General features: G+C 66.3%; 17 protein-coding genes. 6 read left to right on the forward strand and 11 right to left on the reverse strand.

Going from position 1 to position 18,621, the window contains the following annotated elements; all coding sequences use genetic code 11:
- Positions 1-9: 9 nt before the first annotated feature.
- Together purU and WS46_RS24535 are read right to left on the reverse strand one after the other, a co-directional pair.
- Positions 10-897 (reverse strand): formyltetrahydrofolate deformylase, encoded by an 888-nt coding sequence (gene purU / locus WS46_RS24530; protein ID WP_059534197.1) that lies wholly within the window; start codon positions 895-897, stop codon positions 10-12.
- A gap of 252 nt (positions 898-1,149) precedes the next feature.
- Entirely contained in the window at positions 1,150-2,076 is a 927-nt protein-coding gene (locus tag WS46_RS24535) for a LysR family transcriptional regulator (protein WP_082725391.1), read from the reverse strand.
- A 202-nt stretch (positions 2,077-2,278) separates the two neighbouring features.
- Between WS46_RS24535 and betC the strand changes: the two genes are divergently transcribed.
- The 4 genes from betC (at position 2,279) to WS46_RS24555 (ending at position 7,672) form a co-directional block, all read left to right on the forward strand.
- The gene (gene betC, locus WS46_RS24540; protein ID WP_059692035.1) at positions 2,279-3,814 is read left to right on the forward strand and encodes a choline-sulfatase; all 1,536 of its coding nucleotides are present in this window, start codon (positions 2,279-2,281) and stop codon (positions 3,812-3,814) included.
- 45 nt (positions 3,815-3,859) lie between these two features.
- Complete coding sequence (gene choX, locus WS46_RS24545; RefSeq protein ID WP_059692036.1) at positions 3,860-4,828, forward strand: choline ABC transporter substrate-binding protein; 969 nt, start codon at positions 3,860-3,862, stop codon at positions 4,826-4,828.
- A 256-nt stretch (positions 4,829-5,084) separates the two neighbouring features.
- Positions 5,085-6,224 (forward strand): porin, encoded by a 1,140-nt coding sequence (locus WS46_RS24550; RefSeq protein WP_059534205.1) that lies wholly within the window; start codon positions 5,085-5,087, stop codon positions 6,222-6,224.
- A 197-nt stretch (positions 6,225-6,421) separates the two neighbouring features.
- Positions 6,422-7,672: an MFS transporter gene (locus tag WS46_RS24555; RefSeq protein WP_059692037.1), complete on the forward strand. Its 1,251-nt coding sequence runs from the start codon at positions 6,422-6,424 to the stop codon at positions 7,670-7,672.
- A gap of 6 nt (positions 7,673-7,678) precedes the next feature.
- Here the strand turns inward: WS46_RS24555 and WS46_RS24560 are convergent, their stop codons facing one another.
- The 8 genes from WS46_RS24560 to WS46_RS24600 all read right to left on the reverse strand — a co-directional run bounded on the left by WS46_RS24560 (position 7,679) and on the right by WS46_RS24600 (position 15,441).
- Positions 7,679-8,041: a YbjQ family protein gene (locus WS46_RS24560; protein WP_059692038.1), complete on the reverse strand. Its 363-nt coding sequence runs from the start codon at positions 8,039-8,041 to the stop codon at positions 7,679-7,681.
- Between the two features lie 121 nt (positions 8,042-8,162).
- Positions 8,163-9,416, reverse strand: a complete 1,254-nt coding sequence (locus WS46_RS24565) for a M20/M25/M40 family metallo-hydrolase (protein ID WP_059692187.1) — start codon at positions 9,414-9,416, stop codon at positions 8,163-8,165.
- Positions 9,417-9,495: 79 nt separating this feature from the next.
- Positions 9,496-11,208, reverse strand: a complete 1,713-nt coding sequence (locus WS46_RS24570; RefSeq protein WP_059692039.1) for a M36 family metallopeptidase — start codon at positions 11,206-11,208, stop codon at positions 9,496-9,498.
- 478 nt (positions 11,209-11,686) lie between these two features.
- Positions 11,687-12,631, reverse strand: coding sequence for a GlxA family transcriptional regulator (locus tag WS46_RS24575; RefSeq protein ID WP_059534215.1), 945 nt, complete (start codon positions 12,629-12,631; stop codon positions 11,687-11,689).
- A 238-nt stretch (positions 12,632-12,869) separates the two neighbouring features.
- The gene (locus tag WS46_RS24585; RefSeq protein WP_059692041.1) at positions 12,870-13,844 is read right to left on the reverse strand and encodes an alpha/beta fold hydrolase; all 975 of its coding nucleotides are present in this window, start codon (positions 13,842-13,844) and stop codon (positions 12,870-12,872) included.
- 190 nt (positions 13,845-14,034) lie between these two features.
- The gene (locus WS46_RS24590; RefSeq protein WP_257130050.1) at positions 14,035-14,433 is read right to left on the reverse strand and encodes a muconolactone Delta-isomerase family protein; all 399 of its coding nucleotides are present in this window, start codon (positions 14,431-14,433) and stop codon (positions 14,035-14,037) included.
- Complete coding sequence (locus tag WS46_RS24595) at positions 14,414-14,863, reverse strand: hypothetical protein (protein ID WP_257130051.1); 450 nt, start codon at positions 14,861-14,863, stop codon at positions 14,414-14,416. Before WS46_RS24595 ends, WS46_RS24590 begins: the two co-directional genes overlap by 20 nt.
- Before the next feature lie 41 nt (positions 14,864-14,904).
- Complete coding sequence (locus WS46_RS24600; protein WP_059692043.1) at positions 14,905-15,441, reverse strand: tautomerase family protein; 537 nt, start codon at positions 15,439-15,441, stop codon at positions 14,905-14,907.
- Positions 15,442-15,546: 105 nt separating this feature from the next.
- Between WS46_RS24600 and WS46_RS24605 the strand changes: the two genes are divergently transcribed.
- Positions 15,547-16,584 carry a GlxA family transcriptional regulator gene (locus WS46_RS24605; RefSeq protein ID WP_059692044.1) on the forward strand — a complete coding sequence of 346 codons (1,038 nt, stop codon included), beginning with the start codon at positions 15,547-15,549 and terminating at the stop codon, positions 16,582-16,584.
- Between the two features lie 167 nt (positions 16,585-16,751).
- Here the strand turns inward: WS46_RS24605 and WS46_RS24610 are convergent, their stop codons facing one another.
- Positions 16,752-17,516, reverse strand: a complete 765-nt coding sequence (locus WS46_RS24610) for an SDR family NAD(P)-dependent oxidoreductase (RefSeq protein WP_059692045.1) — start codon at positions 17,514-17,516, stop codon at positions 16,752-16,754.
- A gap of 142 nt (positions 17,517-17,658) precedes the next feature.
- Here WS46_RS24610 and WS46_RS24615 point away from each other — a divergent pair, with 142 nt between their 5' ends.
- Complete coding sequence (locus WS46_RS24615; RefSeq protein ID WP_059692046.1) at positions 17,659-18,576, forward strand: LysR family transcriptional regulator; 918 nt, start codon at positions 17,659-17,661, stop codon at positions 18,574-18,576.
- The last annotated feature ends 45 nt before the right edge of the window (positions 18,577-18,621 follow it).

Raw genomic sequence — 18,621 nt, forward strand, 5'->3', positions numbered from 1 at the left:
CGGATGCGCTTACGGAAACACCACCGTCCGGTCGCCGTTCAGGAACACGCGGCGCTCGATGAACGCCTTCACCGCGCGTGCAAGCGTGATGCATTCGACGTCGCGGCCCACCGCGAGCAGTTGTTCCGGACGCAGTGCGTGATCGACGCGCTCGACCACCTGCTCGATGATCGGACCTTCGTCGAGATCGTCGGTCACGAAGTGCGCGGTCGCGCCGATCAGCTTCACGCCGCGCGCGTGCGCCTGGTGATACGGCTTCGCGCCCTTGAAGCCGGGCAGGAACGAGTGATGGATGTTGATCGCGCGGTTCGCGAGCTTCGCGCTGGTTTCCTGCGACAGCACCTGCATGTAGCGCGCGAGGATCACGAGTTCGGCGCCGCTCGATTCGAAGAAGTCGAGCCACTGCGCTTCCTGCTGCGCCTTGGTGTCGGCCGTGATCGGGAAGTGGCGGAACGGCAGCCCGTGCTGCACGGCGAGCGGTTCGAAATCCGGATGGTTCGACACGATGCCGACGATGTCCATCTTCAGCTCGCCCATCCGCCAGCGGAACAGCAGGTCGGCGAGGCAGTGCTCGAGCTTCGACACCATGATCAGCACTTTCGGGCGTGCGTTCACGTCGTGGATCGCCCATTGCGTGTCGCCTTCGCCGCCGCCGCCGAGCTCGGTCGCGATCGGCCCGAACTCCTGACGCAACGCGTCGATCTGCAGCGTCTCATCCGTCGGATGAAACACGCAGCGCACGAAGAAGCGGTTGCTGAGATCGTCGTCGAACACGTTCAGCGCATCGACATAGCAGCGATGGCGCTCGAGAAAGCCGACGACGGCGGCGACCTGGCCGGCCGCGCTCGGGCACGACAGCGTCAGGACGAATTGATCGGGGCGTGAGTCGGCGGTCATGAGATTCCTCGGAGTCATGGAGCGCGAACCCGCGCGGCGGCGCGCCGGGGCGCCAGGCTACGCGGGTAGCGGGAGACTCAAGTAAATCAGGACGTTTCTGGCGCGGATAGAACCAACCCGCCGTGTGGCTGGTATCGGCGCGCCAGCGCGGGCGCGCGGCTGCGTGCGGGGCGGGCGGCGGGCGTCAAGCGGGGCGGTCATCGCCAACCCAGCCGGCGTCAAGAGAATATCCGCTGGACGCCGGACGACCGTTCACGCAGGCGCGCACGCATCCAGCAGCCAGCGCCGGAACACGTGGGTCGCGTCGGGCTCGGGGCGCTGCGGCGGACGCACGAGGAAGTAGCCGCGCGACGTGACGACGGGCGCGTCGACGAGCTTCACGAGCTGCCCGGACGCGACGAGCTCGTCGACGAGCGGCGACCAGCCGAGGGCGACGCCCTCACCGAGCAGCGCGGCATGGATCACGAGCGCATAGCTGTTGAAGGTCACGCCGCGCGCGGCGGCCGGCGCATCGAGGCCATGCGCGTCGAACCATCCGGCCCACGACAGCCAGCGTTCGGGGCGCGTCGGCTGCACGTGCAGCAGCGGCAGCGCATGCAGATGGTCGGGCCGGGCGACGTGCGGATGCGCGGCGCGGAACGCGGGCGAGCAGACCGGCGTGACGGATTCCGGAAAGAGCCGCGCGGCGGTGCACGACGGCCAGTGGCCGTCGCCGAACAGGATCGCGATGTCGGCGTGGTCGCGCTGCGCGTCGTAATCCTGTGACGTGACGACCCGCACGTCGACATCCGGCATCACGCGTTTCAGGCCCGCGAGGCGCGGCATCAGCCAGTAGGTCGCGAAACCGAAATCCGTGACGATCGTGAGCGCGCCATGCTCGCGGCGCGCGCGCAGCGTCGCGGTGGCGCCGCGCAGCGTGTCGAGGCTCACCCGCACGGCTTCGTACAGGCACTGGCCGTCGCTCGTCAGCGTGACGCCGCGCGGACTGCGCTCGAACAGCGGCACGCCGAGTTCCGCCTCGAGCTGGAACACCTGCTGGCTCACGGCCGGCTGCGTCGAGCCGAGCTCGCGCGCGGCGGCCGTGAAGCTCTGGAGACGGGCGGCCGATTCGAACGCGCGCAGCGCCTGCATCGACGGTAACGGTTCGGATTTCGACATAAGTCTCTCTAATGGCCCCATAAGGGCCGGACACCTTCCCGCGCGAATTCGGGCGGGGGATAGTGCTTCGGACGGCACGGCACCGTGCCGGTTCTTCCGCGATTCTAGCCAGTCGCGGCCGGTGCGCGCGGCACTTTCTTCAGGCTGCGTCCGCCGTGCTGGCCGCGCCGCTGCACAAGCGTCGCACCGTTCCGTTCGAACACCGATTTCCCCACGACCGCCGATGACGAACCCGACTCCCAACATCCTGATCCTGATGGCCGACCAGTTGACGCCGTTCGCGTTGCCGGCCTACGGCAACCGCGTCGCACGCACGCCGACGCTCGACCGGCTCGCCGCGCAAGGCGTGGTGTTCGATGCCGCGTATTGCGCGAGCCCGCTGTGCGCGCCATCGCGTTTCTCGCTGCTGACCGGCAAGCTGCCGTCGGGTATCGGCGCCTACGATAACGCCGCCGAATTGCCGGCGCAAACGCTGACCTTCGCGCATTACCTGCGCGCGGGCGGCTACCGCACGATGCTGTCCGGCAAGATGCATTTCTGCGGCCCCGACCAGCTGCACGGCTTCGAGGAACGGCTGACGACCGACATCTATCCCGCCGACTTCGGCTGGGTTCCCGACTGGGATCGCCCGACCGAGCGGCCGAGCTGGTATCACAACATGAGTTCGGTGCTCGAGGCCGGCCCGTGCGTGCGCACGAACCAGCTCGACTTCGACGACGAGGTCACGTTCGCGGCGAAGCAGAAGCTGTACGACGTCGCGCGCGAGCGTGCGGCCGGGCATGACGAGCGGCCGTTCTGCATGGTCGTGTCGCTGACGCATCCGCACGATCCGTACGCGATCACGCGCGAATACTGGGATCTGTACAGCGACGACGAGATCGACATGCCGGCCGTGCGGCTCGATGCGGCCGAAAGCGATCCGCATTCGCAGCGGCTGCGCTTCGTCTGCGAAAACGATCGCACGCCGCCGACCGACGCGCAGATTCGCGCCGCGCGCCGCGCCTACTATGGCGCGACGTCCTACGTCGACGCGCAATTCGGCAGCGTGCTGGCCGCGCTCGAGCAATGCGGGTTCGCCGACGACACGATCGTGATCGTCACGTCCGACCACGGCGACATGCTCGGCGAGCGCGGACTCTGGTACAAGATGACGTTCTTCGAGGGCGGCTGCCGCGTGCCGCTGATCGTCCACGCGCCGGGCCGCTTCGACGCCGCGCGCGTGTGCGGGCCCGTGTCTCACGTCGACCTGCTGCCGACGCTCGTCGACCTGGCCGGTGCGGCGCTGGCCGGCGGCTGGCCCGACCCGGTCGACGGCGCGAGCCTCGTGCCGCATCTGCGGGGCGCGCCGGCGCACGACGTCGCGCTGGGCGAATACCTCGCGGAAGGGGCGGTCGCGCCGGTCGTGATGATCCGCCGCGGCGACTGGAAGTACGTGCATTGCCCGGCCGACCCCGACCAGCTCTACAACCTCGCCGACGATCCGCGCGAGCGCACGAACCTGGCCGGCCTGCCCGAAGCCGCCGACGTGCTCGCCGCATTCCGAACGGAGGCCGCGCGGCGCTGGAACCTGCCGGAACTCGACGCCCAGGTGCGCGCGAGCCAGCGGCGCCGCCGCTTCCATTACGCGGCGACGACGCAGGGCCGCATCCAGGCATGGGACTGGCAGCCGTTCACCGATGCGAGCCAGCGCTACATGCGCAATCACATCGAACTCGACACGCTCGAAGCGATGGCGCGCTTTCCGCGCGTCGGGCGCTGAACGTACCGCATCGCGGTCATTGACGAACGACGGAGGAAGCGAATCATGAAACGACAATGCAATGCAGCAATCCGGAGGCTCGGCACGGCGCTCGCCGCGGCCGCGTGCGTGGCGGCGATGCAGTCCGCGCACGCCGCCGATCCGCAGACGTGTCGCGACGTGAAGATGGCGGCGCCCGGCTGGACCGACATCGACGCGACGAACGCGATGGCCGGCGTCGTGCTGAAGGCGCTGGGCTACCGGCAGGACGTCGCGAACCTGTCGGTGCCGATCACGTACCAGGGCTTGAAGAAAGGGCAGGTCGACGTGTTCCTCGGCAACTGGATGCCCGCGCAGGCGCCGCTCGTGAAGCCGTTCGTCGACGAGAAGTCGATCGACGTGCTGCACGCGAACTTGAGCGGCGCGAAGTTCACGCTGGCCGTGCCCGACTACGTCGCGGCCGCGGGCGTGCACACGTTCGCCGATCTCGCGCGCTACGCGGACCGCTTCGGCGGCAAGATCTACGGGATCGAGCCCGGCGCGCCCGCGAACCAGAACATCAAGCGGATGCTGTCCGACCATGTGCTCGGGTCCGCGAACTGGTCGCTCGTCGAATCGAGCGAGACGGGGATGCTCACGCAGGTCGAGCGCGCGGTGCGGGACAAGCGCTGGATCGTCTTTCTCGCGTGGGAGCCGCACCTGATGAACACCAAGTTCCACCTGACCTACCTGTCGGGCGGCGACGCGTATTTCGGCCCGAACTATGGCGGCGCGACCGTCAACACGGTGACGCGCCCGGGCTTTGCCGGCCAGTGCGCGAACCTGGCGCGGCTGTTCCGGCAGATGACGTTCTCCGTGGACGTCGAGAACCGGATGATCGCCGACATGCTCGACAACAAGACGTCGCCCGCGCTCGCGGCGCAGCACGTGCTGAAGGCCGACCCGGCGCTCGTCGAGGGCTGGCTGGACGGCGTCACGACCGCATCCGGCACGCCGGCCCTGCCGGCCGTGCGCGCGGCGCTCGACGCCCGCTGACCAGCCTCCGGGCGGCCGGTTTTTGCCGTGCCGCCCGTCTCCGTGTTTTCCCGAACCGTCGCATCAAGACCATTTAGTGTCGCCTTCAGACGGGTGGCCTGAAATATGGGTTTGTATTTTTCGCCAATGGCTCCGTTATTGCGGAAAACGAAATGCCGAAGCCAGCGGACGTACCGAATTCGAATCAGCCGGCGTATTGCTGCGCGCGCCAGGCCACGGTTCTTTCCATCGAAGGGTTCAGGGAGGGTGGTCGACAATGAAGCAAAAGAAAGTTGCCGTAGCCGCCGCGCTGGCATGCGCGGCCTGTATTCCCGCCATCGGCCACGCGCAGAGCAGCGTGACGCTGTACGGGATTCTCGATGCGGGCATTACGTACGTGAACAACACGGGCGGTTCGCACGTGGTCAAGTTCGATGACGGCGTCTCGTACGGGAACCGCTTCGGCCTGAAAGGCACGGAAGATCTCGGCGGCGGCCTGAAGGCCGTGTTCGCGCTCGAGAGCGGCTTCCACCTCGGCAACGGGCAGCTCGGCTTCGGCGGGGCGGAGTTCGGGCGGCAGGCTTATGTCGGTCTCCAGAACGACTGGGGCACGCTGTCGTTCGGCAACCAGCTGGACATCACCAACGAGCTCGTGTCGATCTACAACATCTCGGCATGGGGCAGCGGCTACGCGATCCACCAGGGCGACTTCGACCGCTTCAACGGCGACCGCCTGCCGAACTCGGTCAAGTTCCTGTCGAACGACCTGAGTGGCTTCAAGTTCGGCGCGATGTACTCGTTCGGCAACGTCGCCGGCAACTTCCATCGCAACAGCGCATGGAGCGCGGGCGCAAGCTACACGAAAGGCGACTTCTCGATCGGCGCCGCTTACACGCGCCTGAACAACCCGAACGGCATCTACGCGTTCGACCCGTACGCGATGATCGGCACGCATACGTTCCTCGGCCAGCAGACCGTGACCGTCGATCCGGCGACCGGCGCGCGCACCGACCTGTTCGCGAACACCGCGATGGACGTCGACAGCCAAGGCACGTTCGGCATCGGCACGAGCTACACGATCGGCAAGCTGTCGCTCGACGCGAACTTCTCGTACACGACGATCAAGGGCTTCGGCCAGTCGTCGCACATGCAGGTCTACGAAGGCGGCGGCTTGTACCAGTTCACGCCGGCGCTGAGCTTCATCGCGGGCTACCAGCACACGCGCTTCGAAGGTCACCACTGGAACCAGGGCACGGCCGGCCTGCACTACCTGCTGTCGAAGCGCACCGACGTGTACATCTCCGGCGACTACCTGCGTGCTTCGCAGGGTGTCGATGCGGTGATCGGCTACAGCTTCACGCCGTCGACGACGCAGACGCAGGCCGACGTGCGGATCGGGATGCGGCATTCGTTCTGAGCGGGGGCAGGGTAGTTCATTCGACGTCTTCAGCGAGGTCTCTCTTTGGCGCGAACCGCGGTTCGCGCTTTTTTTTTGTAAGGTGGGCTGCCGCGCATGACGGACGCGCGCGAGACGCGGTTTCGGCGGTTGGCGATATCATCGCGGTTTGACGCGCCCTGCGTCTCGCCGATCGCCCGCTCCCGCACATCCCTCCGATGACCGCCCCGTTACCCGAATCCCGTTCGCCGTCGCCGTTACCCGCCAACCTGTTCCGCCACGCACCGTTCCAGCGCTTCTGGGGCACGCGCGTGATGTCGTCGCTCGCGTTCCAGATCCTGTCGGTCGCGATCGGCTGGTACGTCTATGCGCTCACGCACAGCGCGTTCGCGCTCGGGCTCGTCGGGCTCGCGCAGTTCGTGCCGATGTTCGCGCTGACGCTCGTCGTCGGGCAGGTGGCCGACCGTTACGATCGCCGACGCATCGCGACGATCTGCCAGAGCGTCGAGGCGCTGGCCGCCGGCGTGTTCCTGCTCGGCGCCGCGACAGGGGGGCTCACCGCGCCGGGCGTGTATGCGCTCGCGGCGATCGTCGGCACCGCGCGCGCGTTCGAATCGCCGTCGGTGTCGTCGCTGCTGCCCGCCGTCGTGCCGCGCGGCGACCTGCCGCGCGCGACCGCGCTGTCGACGTCCGCGAACCAGGCCGCGCAGATTCTCGGGCCGGCGTTCGGCGGGCTGCTGTATGGCGTCGGCGCGCCCGCCGCGTTCGGCACGAGCGTCGTCGCGTTCGCGATCGCGGCGGTGCTGAGCGGCACGATTCCGCTGCGCAGTGCGCCCCCCGCGCGCGAACCGGTCACGCTGCGTTCGGTGTTTTCCGGTATCGCGTTCATCCGGCGCGAACCGGCGATCCTCGGCGCGCTGTCGCTCGACCTGTTCGCCGTGCTGTTCGGCGGCGCGACCGCGCTGCTGCCGATCTACGCACGCGACATCCTGCAGGTCGGGCCGTGGGGGCTCGGCGCGTTGCGCGCGGCGCCCGCGGTCGGCGCGCTCGCGGGCACGCTGTGGCTCACGCGTTTTCCGCTGAAGGGGCGGCCGGGCCGCGCGATGTTCGGCGGCGTGATCGCGTTCGGCATCGCAACGATCGTATTCGGGCTGTCGAGGCATTTCGCGGTGTCGCTCGTCGCGCTGGCGGCGTTGGGGGCGTCGGACGTGGTGAGCGTCGTCGTGCGCCTGTCGCTCGTGCAGCTGCGTACGCCCGACGACATGCTTGGCCGCGTGAGCGCGGTCAACTCGTTGTTCATCGGCACGTCGAATCAGCTCGGCGAATTCGAATCGGGCGTGACGGCGGCGTGGTGGGGCGCGCCGGCCGCGATCGTCGTCGGCGGCGCGGCGACGATCGCCGTCGCGCTGGCGTGGATGAAGCTGTTTCCTCAGCTGACCAACATGAAGTCGCTCGAACGCGACGTATGACGCGCGTCAGGCGTCCTGCGTCACGCGCACGGCCGTGCCGTAGCAGATGACTTCCGTGATGCCCGACCCGATATCGGTCGAGTCGTAGCGCATCGCGACGATCGCGTTCGCACCGAGCTTGCGCGCGTCGGCGAGCATCTTGTCGAACGCTTGCTGCCGCGCCTTCTCGCACAGCGACGTATAGAGCGTGATGTTGCCGCCGAAAATGGTCTGCAGCGAGGCACCGAACGAGCCGACGATCGAGCGCGAACGCACGATGATGCCCTGCGCGACGCCGAGCGAGCGGACGGTCGTGTGGCCGGGCAGGTCGAACGCGGTCGTGACGCGCTCGGGCGAGAGATCGTCGGCGGAGCGGGAGAAGTCGGTCATGGAGGTGCACCGTGTCGCGGAAGTGATCGAACGACGATTCTATCCGGAACGGGAAATCGGACTCGAACGGGCGCGTATGACGCGCGCCCGTTCGGCGAGGCGTTGAGCGACCGCGGCCCCGTCAGTGCTTGACGGTCGCAGTGCCGTCACCGCCGAGATCGACGGCATACGCGAGCGCCAGCTTGCCGAACTTCAGCGCATGGTTCGCCTGCCGATCCGAATTCTCCAGCGTGTCGTTCACGGTATGGATATACGGACTGTCGTTCTGGTCGGCCTCGAACGGGAACGACGCCGGATAGCCCTGCGCATTCCACGACGCGTGATCCGAACAGGCATACCCGCACTGCGACGTGCCGATCGCGAGTTCCGGCAGGTAGGTCTTCGCCAGATTCGTCAGATAGGTGTTCTGCGCGGCGTTCGTATAGTCGGTGATCAGGTAGATGTCTTTCGGATCGCCCTTGTAGTTCGTCATGTCGAGCTGCAGCACGCCGACCACGTTCGCATTCTGCGTGCGGAACTGCTTGGCGATCGCCTTCGATCCGAGCAGACCGGCTTCCTCGGCCGCGTAGCCGACGAACTTGATCGTCCGCTTCGGCCGGTAGCCGTTCGCGAGCAGCACACGCAGTGCTTCGGTGAGACTGGCAATGCCGGACGCATCGTCGTCGGCGCCGGGCGAGCGCGTGTTTTCCGTCGTGCGGCCGACCGTCGAATCAAGGTGGCCACCCAGCACGACCGTGCCCGCGGCGGGATCGCTGCCGCGGATCGTCAGGATGACGGACTTCTGCGGGAAGCCCGTATGCGCGAACTGTTCGACGGCGATGTCGGCGCGCGAGCCGGCCAGTTGCTTCCACTGCAGCGCGAGCCAGTCCGATGCGGCGACGCCGTGCGATGTCGTGTAGTAGCGGTTCGTGAAGCCGGACATCGACGTGATCGTGCCGACGATGTTACTGGCCTGCAGTTGCTGGATCCAGGTCTTGATCTGCGGCGCGTTCGATACAGTGTAAGCAGTCGCGGCCGCCTGTTTCGCGAGCGTCGCGGGTATCGGCTGCAACGCATGGCGTGCGTCGTCGAACGAGTCGTGCACGATGTAGCCGGGCCCGTGGCCGCGCGCATGGTGTACCGCGTGGGCGAGTTCGCCGAGCCGCGCATCGTCGATCTCGACGACGTGCACGGTTTCGCGGCGGGCGGCGCCGTCGGCCGTCTTGCCGGCGTCGACCGTCGTGCTGTACTGCGCGGTCGCGCTCGCATCGATGCGTTGAAGCTGGCGGAAAGCGGTGTCGCCGAGCGTGATCCACACCGGCGTCGCGTGCGCGGCGGCGGTCAGCAGCATGCCGCCCAGCGCGGCGCTCAGGCGGGTCAATGTCAGAGTAGGCATGTTCGATCTCGTGAGGATGGCGATGTCGAGGAAGAGGGCGCGCCGCAGGTCGTGCGACGCCACCCCGCCTGCCGCGGAATTACGACTTCTGCGGCACGGTCACGCCGTACGTGCAGCTCTTGTTGTACGCGTTGCCGATCGCCGTGAGCTGCGCGCTGCTGTAGCCGAGCGCGGCGGCGGCCGTCAGCACCGCTTGCGCGGCGGCCTTCTGGTTCGTCGAGCTGTTGGTCATCGACAGCCCCTTCAGGAACGCCTTGTCCATCGCCTGCGCGCCGATCGCGTCGCGCGCGACGAGGTTGCACGACGCCCAGTACTGGCCGGCCGTGTGGATCTCCGCGCCGCGTGCCTGCGCGTAGGTGCGACCGACGTTCCAGTTCGTCACGCGGCCGCCCCAGTATTCGTTGTGGCCGTCCCAGTTGTAGACCCAGTGATACTGCGCGTCCGACGGGCTCCATTGGTTGAAGTCGCGGCTGTACGCGGCGGCGAGATAGTCGCCCGTGCCCTCCGACAGGCCTTCCTGCTGCGACAGGCCGCCGTTGGTCACCCAGTCGTGGATGCCGTGGCCGAGCTCGTGGATCACGACGTCCGCATCCTCCGCATCGTCGACACCGCCCTGCCCGAAGGTGAGCCGGCCGCTGCTCGACGAGTACGACGAGTTGTCGTCGCCCGATTCGCCGTGCGGGTCGTACTGCACGCCGCCCGTGTACTGGTACGGCATCGCCTTGATGCCGAGCGTCTGGTTCACGTAACGAAGGAACGTGTCGATGTGGTAATACGTGTTCACCGCCTCGAAGTACAGGTTGCCGCGCGTGAACTCGAACGCGGGCGTCGCCTGTGCCGGGCACGCGTTGTCGCGTGGCGCATCGAAATCGACGCACGACGCATACGGGCCCGACAGCACATAGCGTGAATTCGACTGCGCAAGATCCTTCAGCGTCACGCGTACGCGCGAGGCCGTGAGCTGCGTGGAGTCCGCGTCGTTGTTGTCCTTGTAGCCCGTGCTGCCGTAGCTGCTCTTCGTCGACGAAAGCGGATCGGGCCGGAACACGAAACCGGTGCCGTCGGTCGCATAGAACGCCTTGTCCTCGGCGCGCAGCACTTCGCCGCTGCCCGCGTCGATCAGCAGTTCCCAGTCGCCTTTCGGGCCGTCCTGCGGGCGGCCGCGCACCTTCCATGCGGTATGCGTGCCGGCCTTGTCGACGAACGCGACGACCTGCGCGTCGAGGTTCGTGAAGCCGCCGACGCCGAGATACGCGCGCGCGCGGTCGAGCGCCTGCTGCTGGTCGACGGCCTGCGCCTTGCGCGCGGTGGCGACCACGCCGTTGATCGTGTTGCTCGCGACGTACAGGATGCGGCCGTCCTTCGCGACCGTCACCGCGATGTCGCTGCCGTACACGGGCAGCCCGGCCGCTTGCTGCTGGAAGCGCACGACGGTGAAATCGGCGTCGTCGCGCTCCGACGTGACCGCGAGGCTCGCGAGCGCGGCCGGATCGAGCCCGAGCTGCGTCGCCTGCGATGCGACGAAATCGCGCGCGGTGGCGGCGGGCGTGGCGGCAGCCTTCTTCGCGCGATACGCGGGGTTGTACAGCGTGACGGCGACGCCGTCCGCGCGGAACTGGCCGGCGGCCGTATCGGCCTTGGCCGCGGCCGGTGCCACGCCGCGCGTCAGGCTTTCGCGCAGGCTCGACGCCTGCGGATTCGCGACCTTGGTATCGGCCGCGCTGCCGCCGACGATGCCGAAACCGAGCGCGAGACCCAGGGCGAGCGGCAATGCTTTGCGTGATGTCTGCATACGTGATCCTCATCTCAACGGTTGGACACGCCCGCGCGCTCGTGGCGAGCAGGCACGACACGGCCCGCGCGCCGGCTCGATGGAACCGGTGCGACGAAGCGGTGCAGGGAGATTCGACTGACTGAGGAGAACTAAGCGTCAGGTCGAAAAGAATCGGAGCGGAAAGGCGGCGGGGAAGCGAACGGCAGGCAGGTGCGGCGACGGCGAAGCGAGCATCGTCATGTCATACCCCTCGGATCGGCATTGATGGCGGTTTGGCAGCCCGCGTGGCGCGACGTGCGCAGGCCCGGGCTCTCATCTCCTTAGGGCTGCCTATCTAATTGCGAGGTATGTTACAGAATATTTTCGACGACATTGCAATTTATTTTCGAAGGCCGCTTCGGTCCGTCGATCAATCGGCGGCATTGTTCATCGATTGACGTGAAACGCTGCCGAAGCGCGCAATAGCGCGCCGGATTGTACGTAAAAGCGGCGCCGCTCAGCGCGTCGCGCGGCGGTCGCTGCGCGGGCTCACGCCGAAACGCGCGCGATACGTGCGCGAGAAATGAGACGGCGATTCGAAGCCGCATGCGACGCACACCGACGTGATGCTCATGTCGGTCTGCTGCAGCAGCTCGCGGGCGCGATCGAGGCGCAGGTTCAGGTAGAAGCGTGTCGGCGTGTCGTTCAGCGTCGCGCTGAACAGCCGTTCGAGCTGGCGCCGCGTGATCGACACGTCCTGCGCGAGCGCGTCGGAGCCGAGCGGGCTTTCCATATGCCGCTGCATCGTGTCGATCACCTGGATCAGCTTGCGGTTGTGCACGCCGTAGCGCGCGGCGATCTCGAGCCGCTGGCTGTCCGAGCGTTGCCGGATGCGGCTGACGACGAACTGCTCGGAGATCGCCGCCGCGAGGTCGGCGCCGTGCCGCCTGCCGATCAGGTCGAGCATCATGTCGATCGACGCGGTGCCGCCCGCGCAGGTGATGCGCCGGTCGTCGATCTCGAACAGTTCCTGCGTCGCGTTCAGGCCCGGGTAGCGTTCGCGGAACGCGGCGAGCGCTTCCCAGTGCAGCGTGAGCGTTTGCGATGCATCGAACAGCCCGGCTTCCGCCAGCACGAAGCTGCCGGTGTCGATGCCGCCGAGCGTCGCGCCGTGCCGGTTCTGGCGGCGCAGCCAGTCTCCGAGCGCGCGGTCGTAGCACACGAGCGGATCGAACCCGGCGACGACGAACACCGTCTCGACCTGCGCGACGTCCGCGTACGCGGCTTCGGCGGCGACCGGGATGCCGTTGCTCGCGGCGACGGGCGCGCCGTCCGCGCTGATCACGTGCCAGCGGTACAGCTCGGTGCGAAAACGGTTCGCGACGCGCAGCGGCTCGACCGCCGACATGAAGCCGAGCGCGGAGAAGCCGGGCAGCAACAGGAAGTGGAAATCCTCGGGCATCGGGGCGTGGGGTGGAATCGGGTGGTCGTCACGGACGGACGCGATGCGGTGCGGCGCGGCGTGCGACCGGACATACGCACGCCGCGCCCGGCTCGCGCAAGCCGAACGTTCAACACACGATTATCGCGGGTTTTGCGGGGGCTCAGCGCGTTTTTGCGCTGCGCACGGTCCGGCGTGCCGTCGTCGGTGCCCGCGACCACGCCGTCGCGAGCGACATGGCAGGCGACGAACGGTCGCTCTAGTCGCTCCCGCGATTGCCGCCTGCGTTGAACGCCGCCCGAACTTCGTTCACCGTCTGGTCGGGTGCCTGCAGATGCGGAAAATGGCTGATTCCGGGAAGAATCGAAAGCGCCACGCCGTTACGGTTCGCGTACTCGATGCCCATTTCCTTCTTGATGTAGATGTCCTGTTCACCCCACACCACCTTCACGGGGACTTTCAGATCGGCCATGTTGGCTTCGAAATGGTCCTGGTCTCGCGTGAAGCACGCGTAGTAATGGAAGAAGGCGTCTGCCGCCGTGACATCGCCGTCCCAGCCTTTCGCGATATCGTCGCTGAACTCGTCGGGCAATGCATAGCGCTCCGCCGCCGACATGCCGCGAAAGAATGTATTGGCGAGAATTTCGTCACGATTCTTGTTCATCGCTGCACGCACGATGTCCGACGAAGGCTTCGACTTCAGCGCTTGCAGGCTTTCGTACATATATTGCGGGCGATTGAATGGGGCAAAGTCGCCGACGATGACTTTCATCGCGATATTCGGATGCTCCAGTGCCGCGAGCAGCACGGGCAACGCCCCGATATCCGTCGCATAGATCACCAGGGTCGAACGATCGATGCCCGACACGCGGAGATAGTCTTCCAGCACGCGGGCATAATCCTTCGGCGCGTAGGAAAAGCGATCGGCAGGTGGGCGCGACGATTGTCCATAGCCCGGCCAGTCGAACGCATGCACCTCGTACTCGCCGGACAATGACGCCGCAATCGGCTTCCATGCAAGCATCGTTTCCGGGAAGCCGTGCAGGAACAGCACGGTGCCTTTCGGACGCGCGGGGCGGTAGACCATACGACGCAGCGTGATGTCGGCATTGACCTGCAGGTCGCCGACGGTAATCTCCGACACAGGCGCCGACGATGCGGGCACGATCGAGCACGCGGGAATGCCCGCGGCTAATGCGGGGAACAGGGTTGCCTTCGTTACGGGTTCAAGCATGATCTTGCCTCTCGTTCAGGGCGAAAATTGCGCGGGAAAATCGCGCATCGCCGTTTCAGAAATCCATCGCGCGCCGAAAAGCGTGCGCCGTTCTCTTTTCCAGGGCCGATGTGACCGGCGTCGCGCGGCCCGCGAACTTGCTCTTTCATCCGGTCGGACAGCGTAGCCCGACGCATTTCAGCGTTTCCTGTCACGGGGAAGGCGGATTCAAAAGCTTGGTCAATGGCTTCAATGGGCCTATCGGCAGTAGCGAGAACGTCATCAAGTGCGCCTTGCCCAGCGGGAGTTCTTCCAGCATCCGATGCGCTTGATCCATGTCGGTCACGTTCAGGATGAACACTACGCCGGCGCGGTCCTGCAGTGAATACCACTGGTCGATCTTGCCATCGAGGTACAGCTGCGCCGTTTCGCGCACTTCAGTCGGAAGAATGGTCTGGACGCGCTGCATGTCCGTGCCCGGCGGGAAGGTGCCGACCGCCAGAATCTTCGTGGTGGGCGTGGTCGGCATCGGAGTGGGTTGTGCCATGGAAACTCCAGCAAAAGCGAGCAGCAGGAAAGCTGTCGTCAGGTCAAGCAGGAAGCGTTTCATCATGCGGCCCCGAACATTGCGGCGATACGGAGGCCGCATTCAGCGCGGCGGCTTCCGGCTCCGACAGATAGCACGCACGGAATCGCTCGTCGACGCGCTCCCGCATCAGTTGCGAGAACAGAAGCGCGGCGCCGAGCGGACGGTGATTGATGACCACGGCATCCGTTTCGCCCCGTTCGTTCATGTGTGCGACGACCACAGTCTCGATCGGCACGCCGTGAATCCGTGATCGATAGGATTCCAGATACAGACCGTCGCCGACCATGCCCTTGTACGCATGCTGCTGGAATTCGTAGAGCGAGACCGCGTGTTTGATCACGCTGAGAATATCGGCGCGTCCCTCGATCGGGAGCTTCAGGACGGTGGCTTCCAGCGTCGCGTTTTCGGCGAGGTTCGCCAGCCATCGCGGCGGACCGTCGGCGGGTTTCATCACGGCGGCCGTGTCGTTGAATTTCATGTCGATCGCTCCTTTCATGAATGACGCGTGGCGCCCGCGTTGGCGGCATCGAGCGCTGCCGCGAGTGCAATGCGCGCTTTTTCCCGACGTCGTCGCGCAAGGCGTTCGACGCCGGCGCCGCGCTCGGATTCGCCCGCCAGAAGTGCATGGATGTCAGGCAGTGTCCAGATCGCGCCGCGCGTGCCCCATGCGCCGTCCGGTATCTCGGTCGGAAAGACCCACACGCGCGGTGCGACCTCGTCGAAGGGCCGGCCCTCCGCGCGCGCCACCGCTTCCGTTACGTGTTTGACGAGCGACCGACGCGATTCGTCGGTGTATTGCCCTTCGGGCACGGAGGGAATGATCCGGTAGCGTACCGTTTCGGTGCGTTCGCCGCCGACATAGATCGCGGCGGGCCGGTGCAGATGAAATACGGTCACCCGCTGAACCGCCGGGCTGGCGGGATCGTACCCTTCCGAGCGGATGAGAATGTCGGTCAGTTCACGGACGAGGCGCGCCTCGGTGTCGGGCGTCAACGCGTGTTCAGGCCACAGTGCGTCGATCATCGGCATGGCGAAACTCCTGCTTTCAGTTGATCGGATGGCGCCATGGTCGCGGTTTACGCCTGTGCCGGAAAGTGGCAGTATCGCCACTATGCAGGGAAATTCGGACATCCAATGGCAATCATCCGCATCTGGGTCTATGACGGCATTCTCGCGTCCGGCGTCGCGGGGCCGGTCGATGTTTTCAGTGCCGCCAACCAGTTCCATGCACGCAGGGCTGCGCCGGGCGCGCGATCCGCGCCGTTGTTCACATGGCGTGTGGAGTCCCTCGACGGGCAGCCCGTCACGGCGGCGTCGGGCCAGGTCGTTCCGGTCGATGGCAGGATCGATCCGCGCAAACGGGCGGACGCCGTTCTGCTGACCGCTCCTTTTTTTGCGCATATCGAGGAGTTCATCGGCAGCCGCGAACAGTTGAACGAACTGACTTCCGCGCTGCGGCGCCAACGCAAGGCGGGCGCCATGCTGGCGGCATATTGCACGGCCAATTACCTGCTTGCCGAGGCGGGCCTGCTCGATGGCCGTGCCGCAACGACGCACTGGGCGAGGGCGGGGGATTTCGCGCGTCGCTATCCGCGTGTCGAAGTTCGCGCGCACGAACTGCTGCTCGAGCAGGACGGCATCATCTCGAGCGGCTCCGTGACGTCCTATCTGAATCTCGCCGTACGCCTGGTGGAGGCATTTGCCGGCGAAGCGCTTGCCGCGATGACCGCGAAGGCGCTGCTGATCGACATGAACCGGACTTCACAGGCCTCCTTTGCCACGCTCCTCGACGAGCACGGGCATGCCGACACGCTCGTCGCGCGTGCCCAACAGCGGATGGAGGCGACGTTGCAGCAAGGGTTCCGGCTGAGCGATCTGGCGGCATCGCTGGCAGTCAGCGAACGCACGCTCAATCGCCGTTTCAAGGAAGCGGTCGGGTTGGCGCCGTTGACGTATCTGCAGAATCTGCGGGTCGAGGTGGCGAAACGTCTGCTGGAGACGCGGCCGATCGGGCTCGAGGCCGTAAGTCAGCGTGTCGGTTACGGCGACGTCAGCACCTTTCGGCAGCTGTTCAAGCGCAAGACCGGATTGTCGCCAAGCGAATATCAGATGCAGTTTTCGCGTACGGCGGCGAAGCGCAAGGAAGCCGCCCCAGGCAACCGGGGCGGCTGAAGCCTCGCCACGTCACGCGACCGCTCTCATCACTTTCCGGCCGCGCTTCATATTCATTCTGTATCCCGAAGTATTGGCGATGTTCGGGGATGCACGTGCATGCACATACCGGACTTTCGGACGCGAGCGGGATACGTTTCCCCGCCCCCGTGCACCCTGCGCCACGCTCAGATCTGCTGCTGGCCGCCATCGACGAACAGCTCGATGCCGTTCACGAAGCTCGCGTCGTCCGACGCGAGGAACAGTGCGGCGCCCGCGATCTCTTCCGGCTCGCCCAGACGCCCCATCGGAATCTGCGCGGCCAGGTAATCGGCGAGACCTTGCCGTTGCGCGGCGTCCTGGCCGGCGAGGTCGAGCAGGCCCGGCGTGCGGGTTGCGCCGGGGCTGATCGTGTTCACGCGGATGCGGCGCTCCTTCAGATCGAGAATCCAGTTGCGAGCAAACGCGCGCACCGCTGCCTTCGAAGCCGAATACACGCTGAATGCAGCGGTGCCCGCGCTGCCGGCCGTCGAGCCGGTGAGGATCACCGATGCGCCGTCGGCGAGCAGCGGCAACGCCTTTTGCACCGTGAACAGCACGCCTTTCACGTTGCGATTGAAGGTGTCGTCGAAGTGTTCTTCCGTGATGCTGCCGAACGGCAGCATCGAACCGCCGCCGGCGTTCGCGAACAGCACGTCGAGGCGCCCGTGTTCTTCGTTGATTTGCGCATAGAGCGCGTCGAGTTCGTCGAGCTTCGTGGAGTCGACGCGTACGCCCGTCGCGTTGCCGCCGCCTTCGCGGATCGCGTTGACCGCGGCATCGAGTTCGGCCTGACGGCGGCCGGTCAGGTAGACGTGCGCGCCTTCCGCCGCGAAGCGCTGCGCGGTGGCGAGGCCGATGCCGCTGGTGCCGCCGGTGACGAGTGCGATCTTGTTGTCGAGCTTGCGAGCCATGGTGTTTCTCCTTTCGTTCAGTGAGTGGGTGACTGCGTTTCGGTGTTGCGTGCTGCGATGTAAGGAGAATATCGACGCGCCATTCGTTTCGAAATAGAATTGATCGCAAGTCAACGTTGCATAAATGAAAAGATGAGGGGAAATGGCCAGGCTGCCTGACTTCGAAGGGCTCGCGATGTTCGCCAAGGTCGCCGAGGAAGGATCGTTCGCGGCGGCGGCGCGCGCGATGGGCGTATCCGTGGCGACCGTTTCGCGCGGCGTCGCCCGTCTGGAAGACCGTTTGGGCGGACGACTTTTCAACCGGACGTCCCGTCAACTGGCGCTCACCGAGTTCGGCCGGACGATCTGCGAAAAGGCCGGCGAGGTGTATCGCCATGCCGAAGAAGCGGAAAGTGCCGCGCGCGAGATGGCCGTGCAGCCGCGCGGGCTGGTGCGCCTCGCGGTGCCGATGTCGTTCGGGTTGCGCTGGGTCGCGCCGCTGCTGCCCGGTTTCTTTCGTGCCTATCCGGACGTGTCGATCGACCTGCATCTGTCGGATGCGTCGGTCGACCTGATCGCAGACGGTTTCGATGCCGCATTGCGTATCGCCGCGCTGCCGGATTCGTCGCTGGTGGCCCGGCGGTTGTGTGCGGTGACGCAATACGTGGTGGCGTCGCCTGCATACCTGAAGCGCGAAGGACGGCCCGCGCATCCGCGCGAACTGGCGGGGCGGCCATGTCTCTCGTACGCGTATCGGGCGCATAGCGATGTGTGGCGTTTCACGAACGACGCGGGTGACGAGGAGGCGGTCATGCCGAACGGTCCGCTGCGCGTGACGAACGCCGATGCGCTGTTGCCGACGCTGCTCGCCGGTCTCGCGATTGCGGAGCTGCCTGAATTCATTGCCGGCGAATATCTGGCCGATGGCCGCCTCGAAGCGATCCTGACCGACTGGTCGTTGACGCGGGGCGGCCTCTACTTCGTCACGCCGTCCGCGCGCGCACGGCCCGCGAAGGTTGCCGCGCTGTCCGACTACTTCGCCGAACATCTGTCGGATCCGTCCTGGCGATGGCCGAAGTGATCGATTGCCGCAGTGCGCCATACGCCACACCAAAATCCCCTGACG

Origin of the sequence: Burkholderia sp. RF4-BP95, from assembly GCF_001521985.1 — a bacterium.
Taxonomy (GTDB): domain Bacteria; phylum Pseudomonadota; class Gammaproteobacteria; order Burkholderiales; family Burkholderiaceae; genus Burkholderia; species Burkholderia diffusa.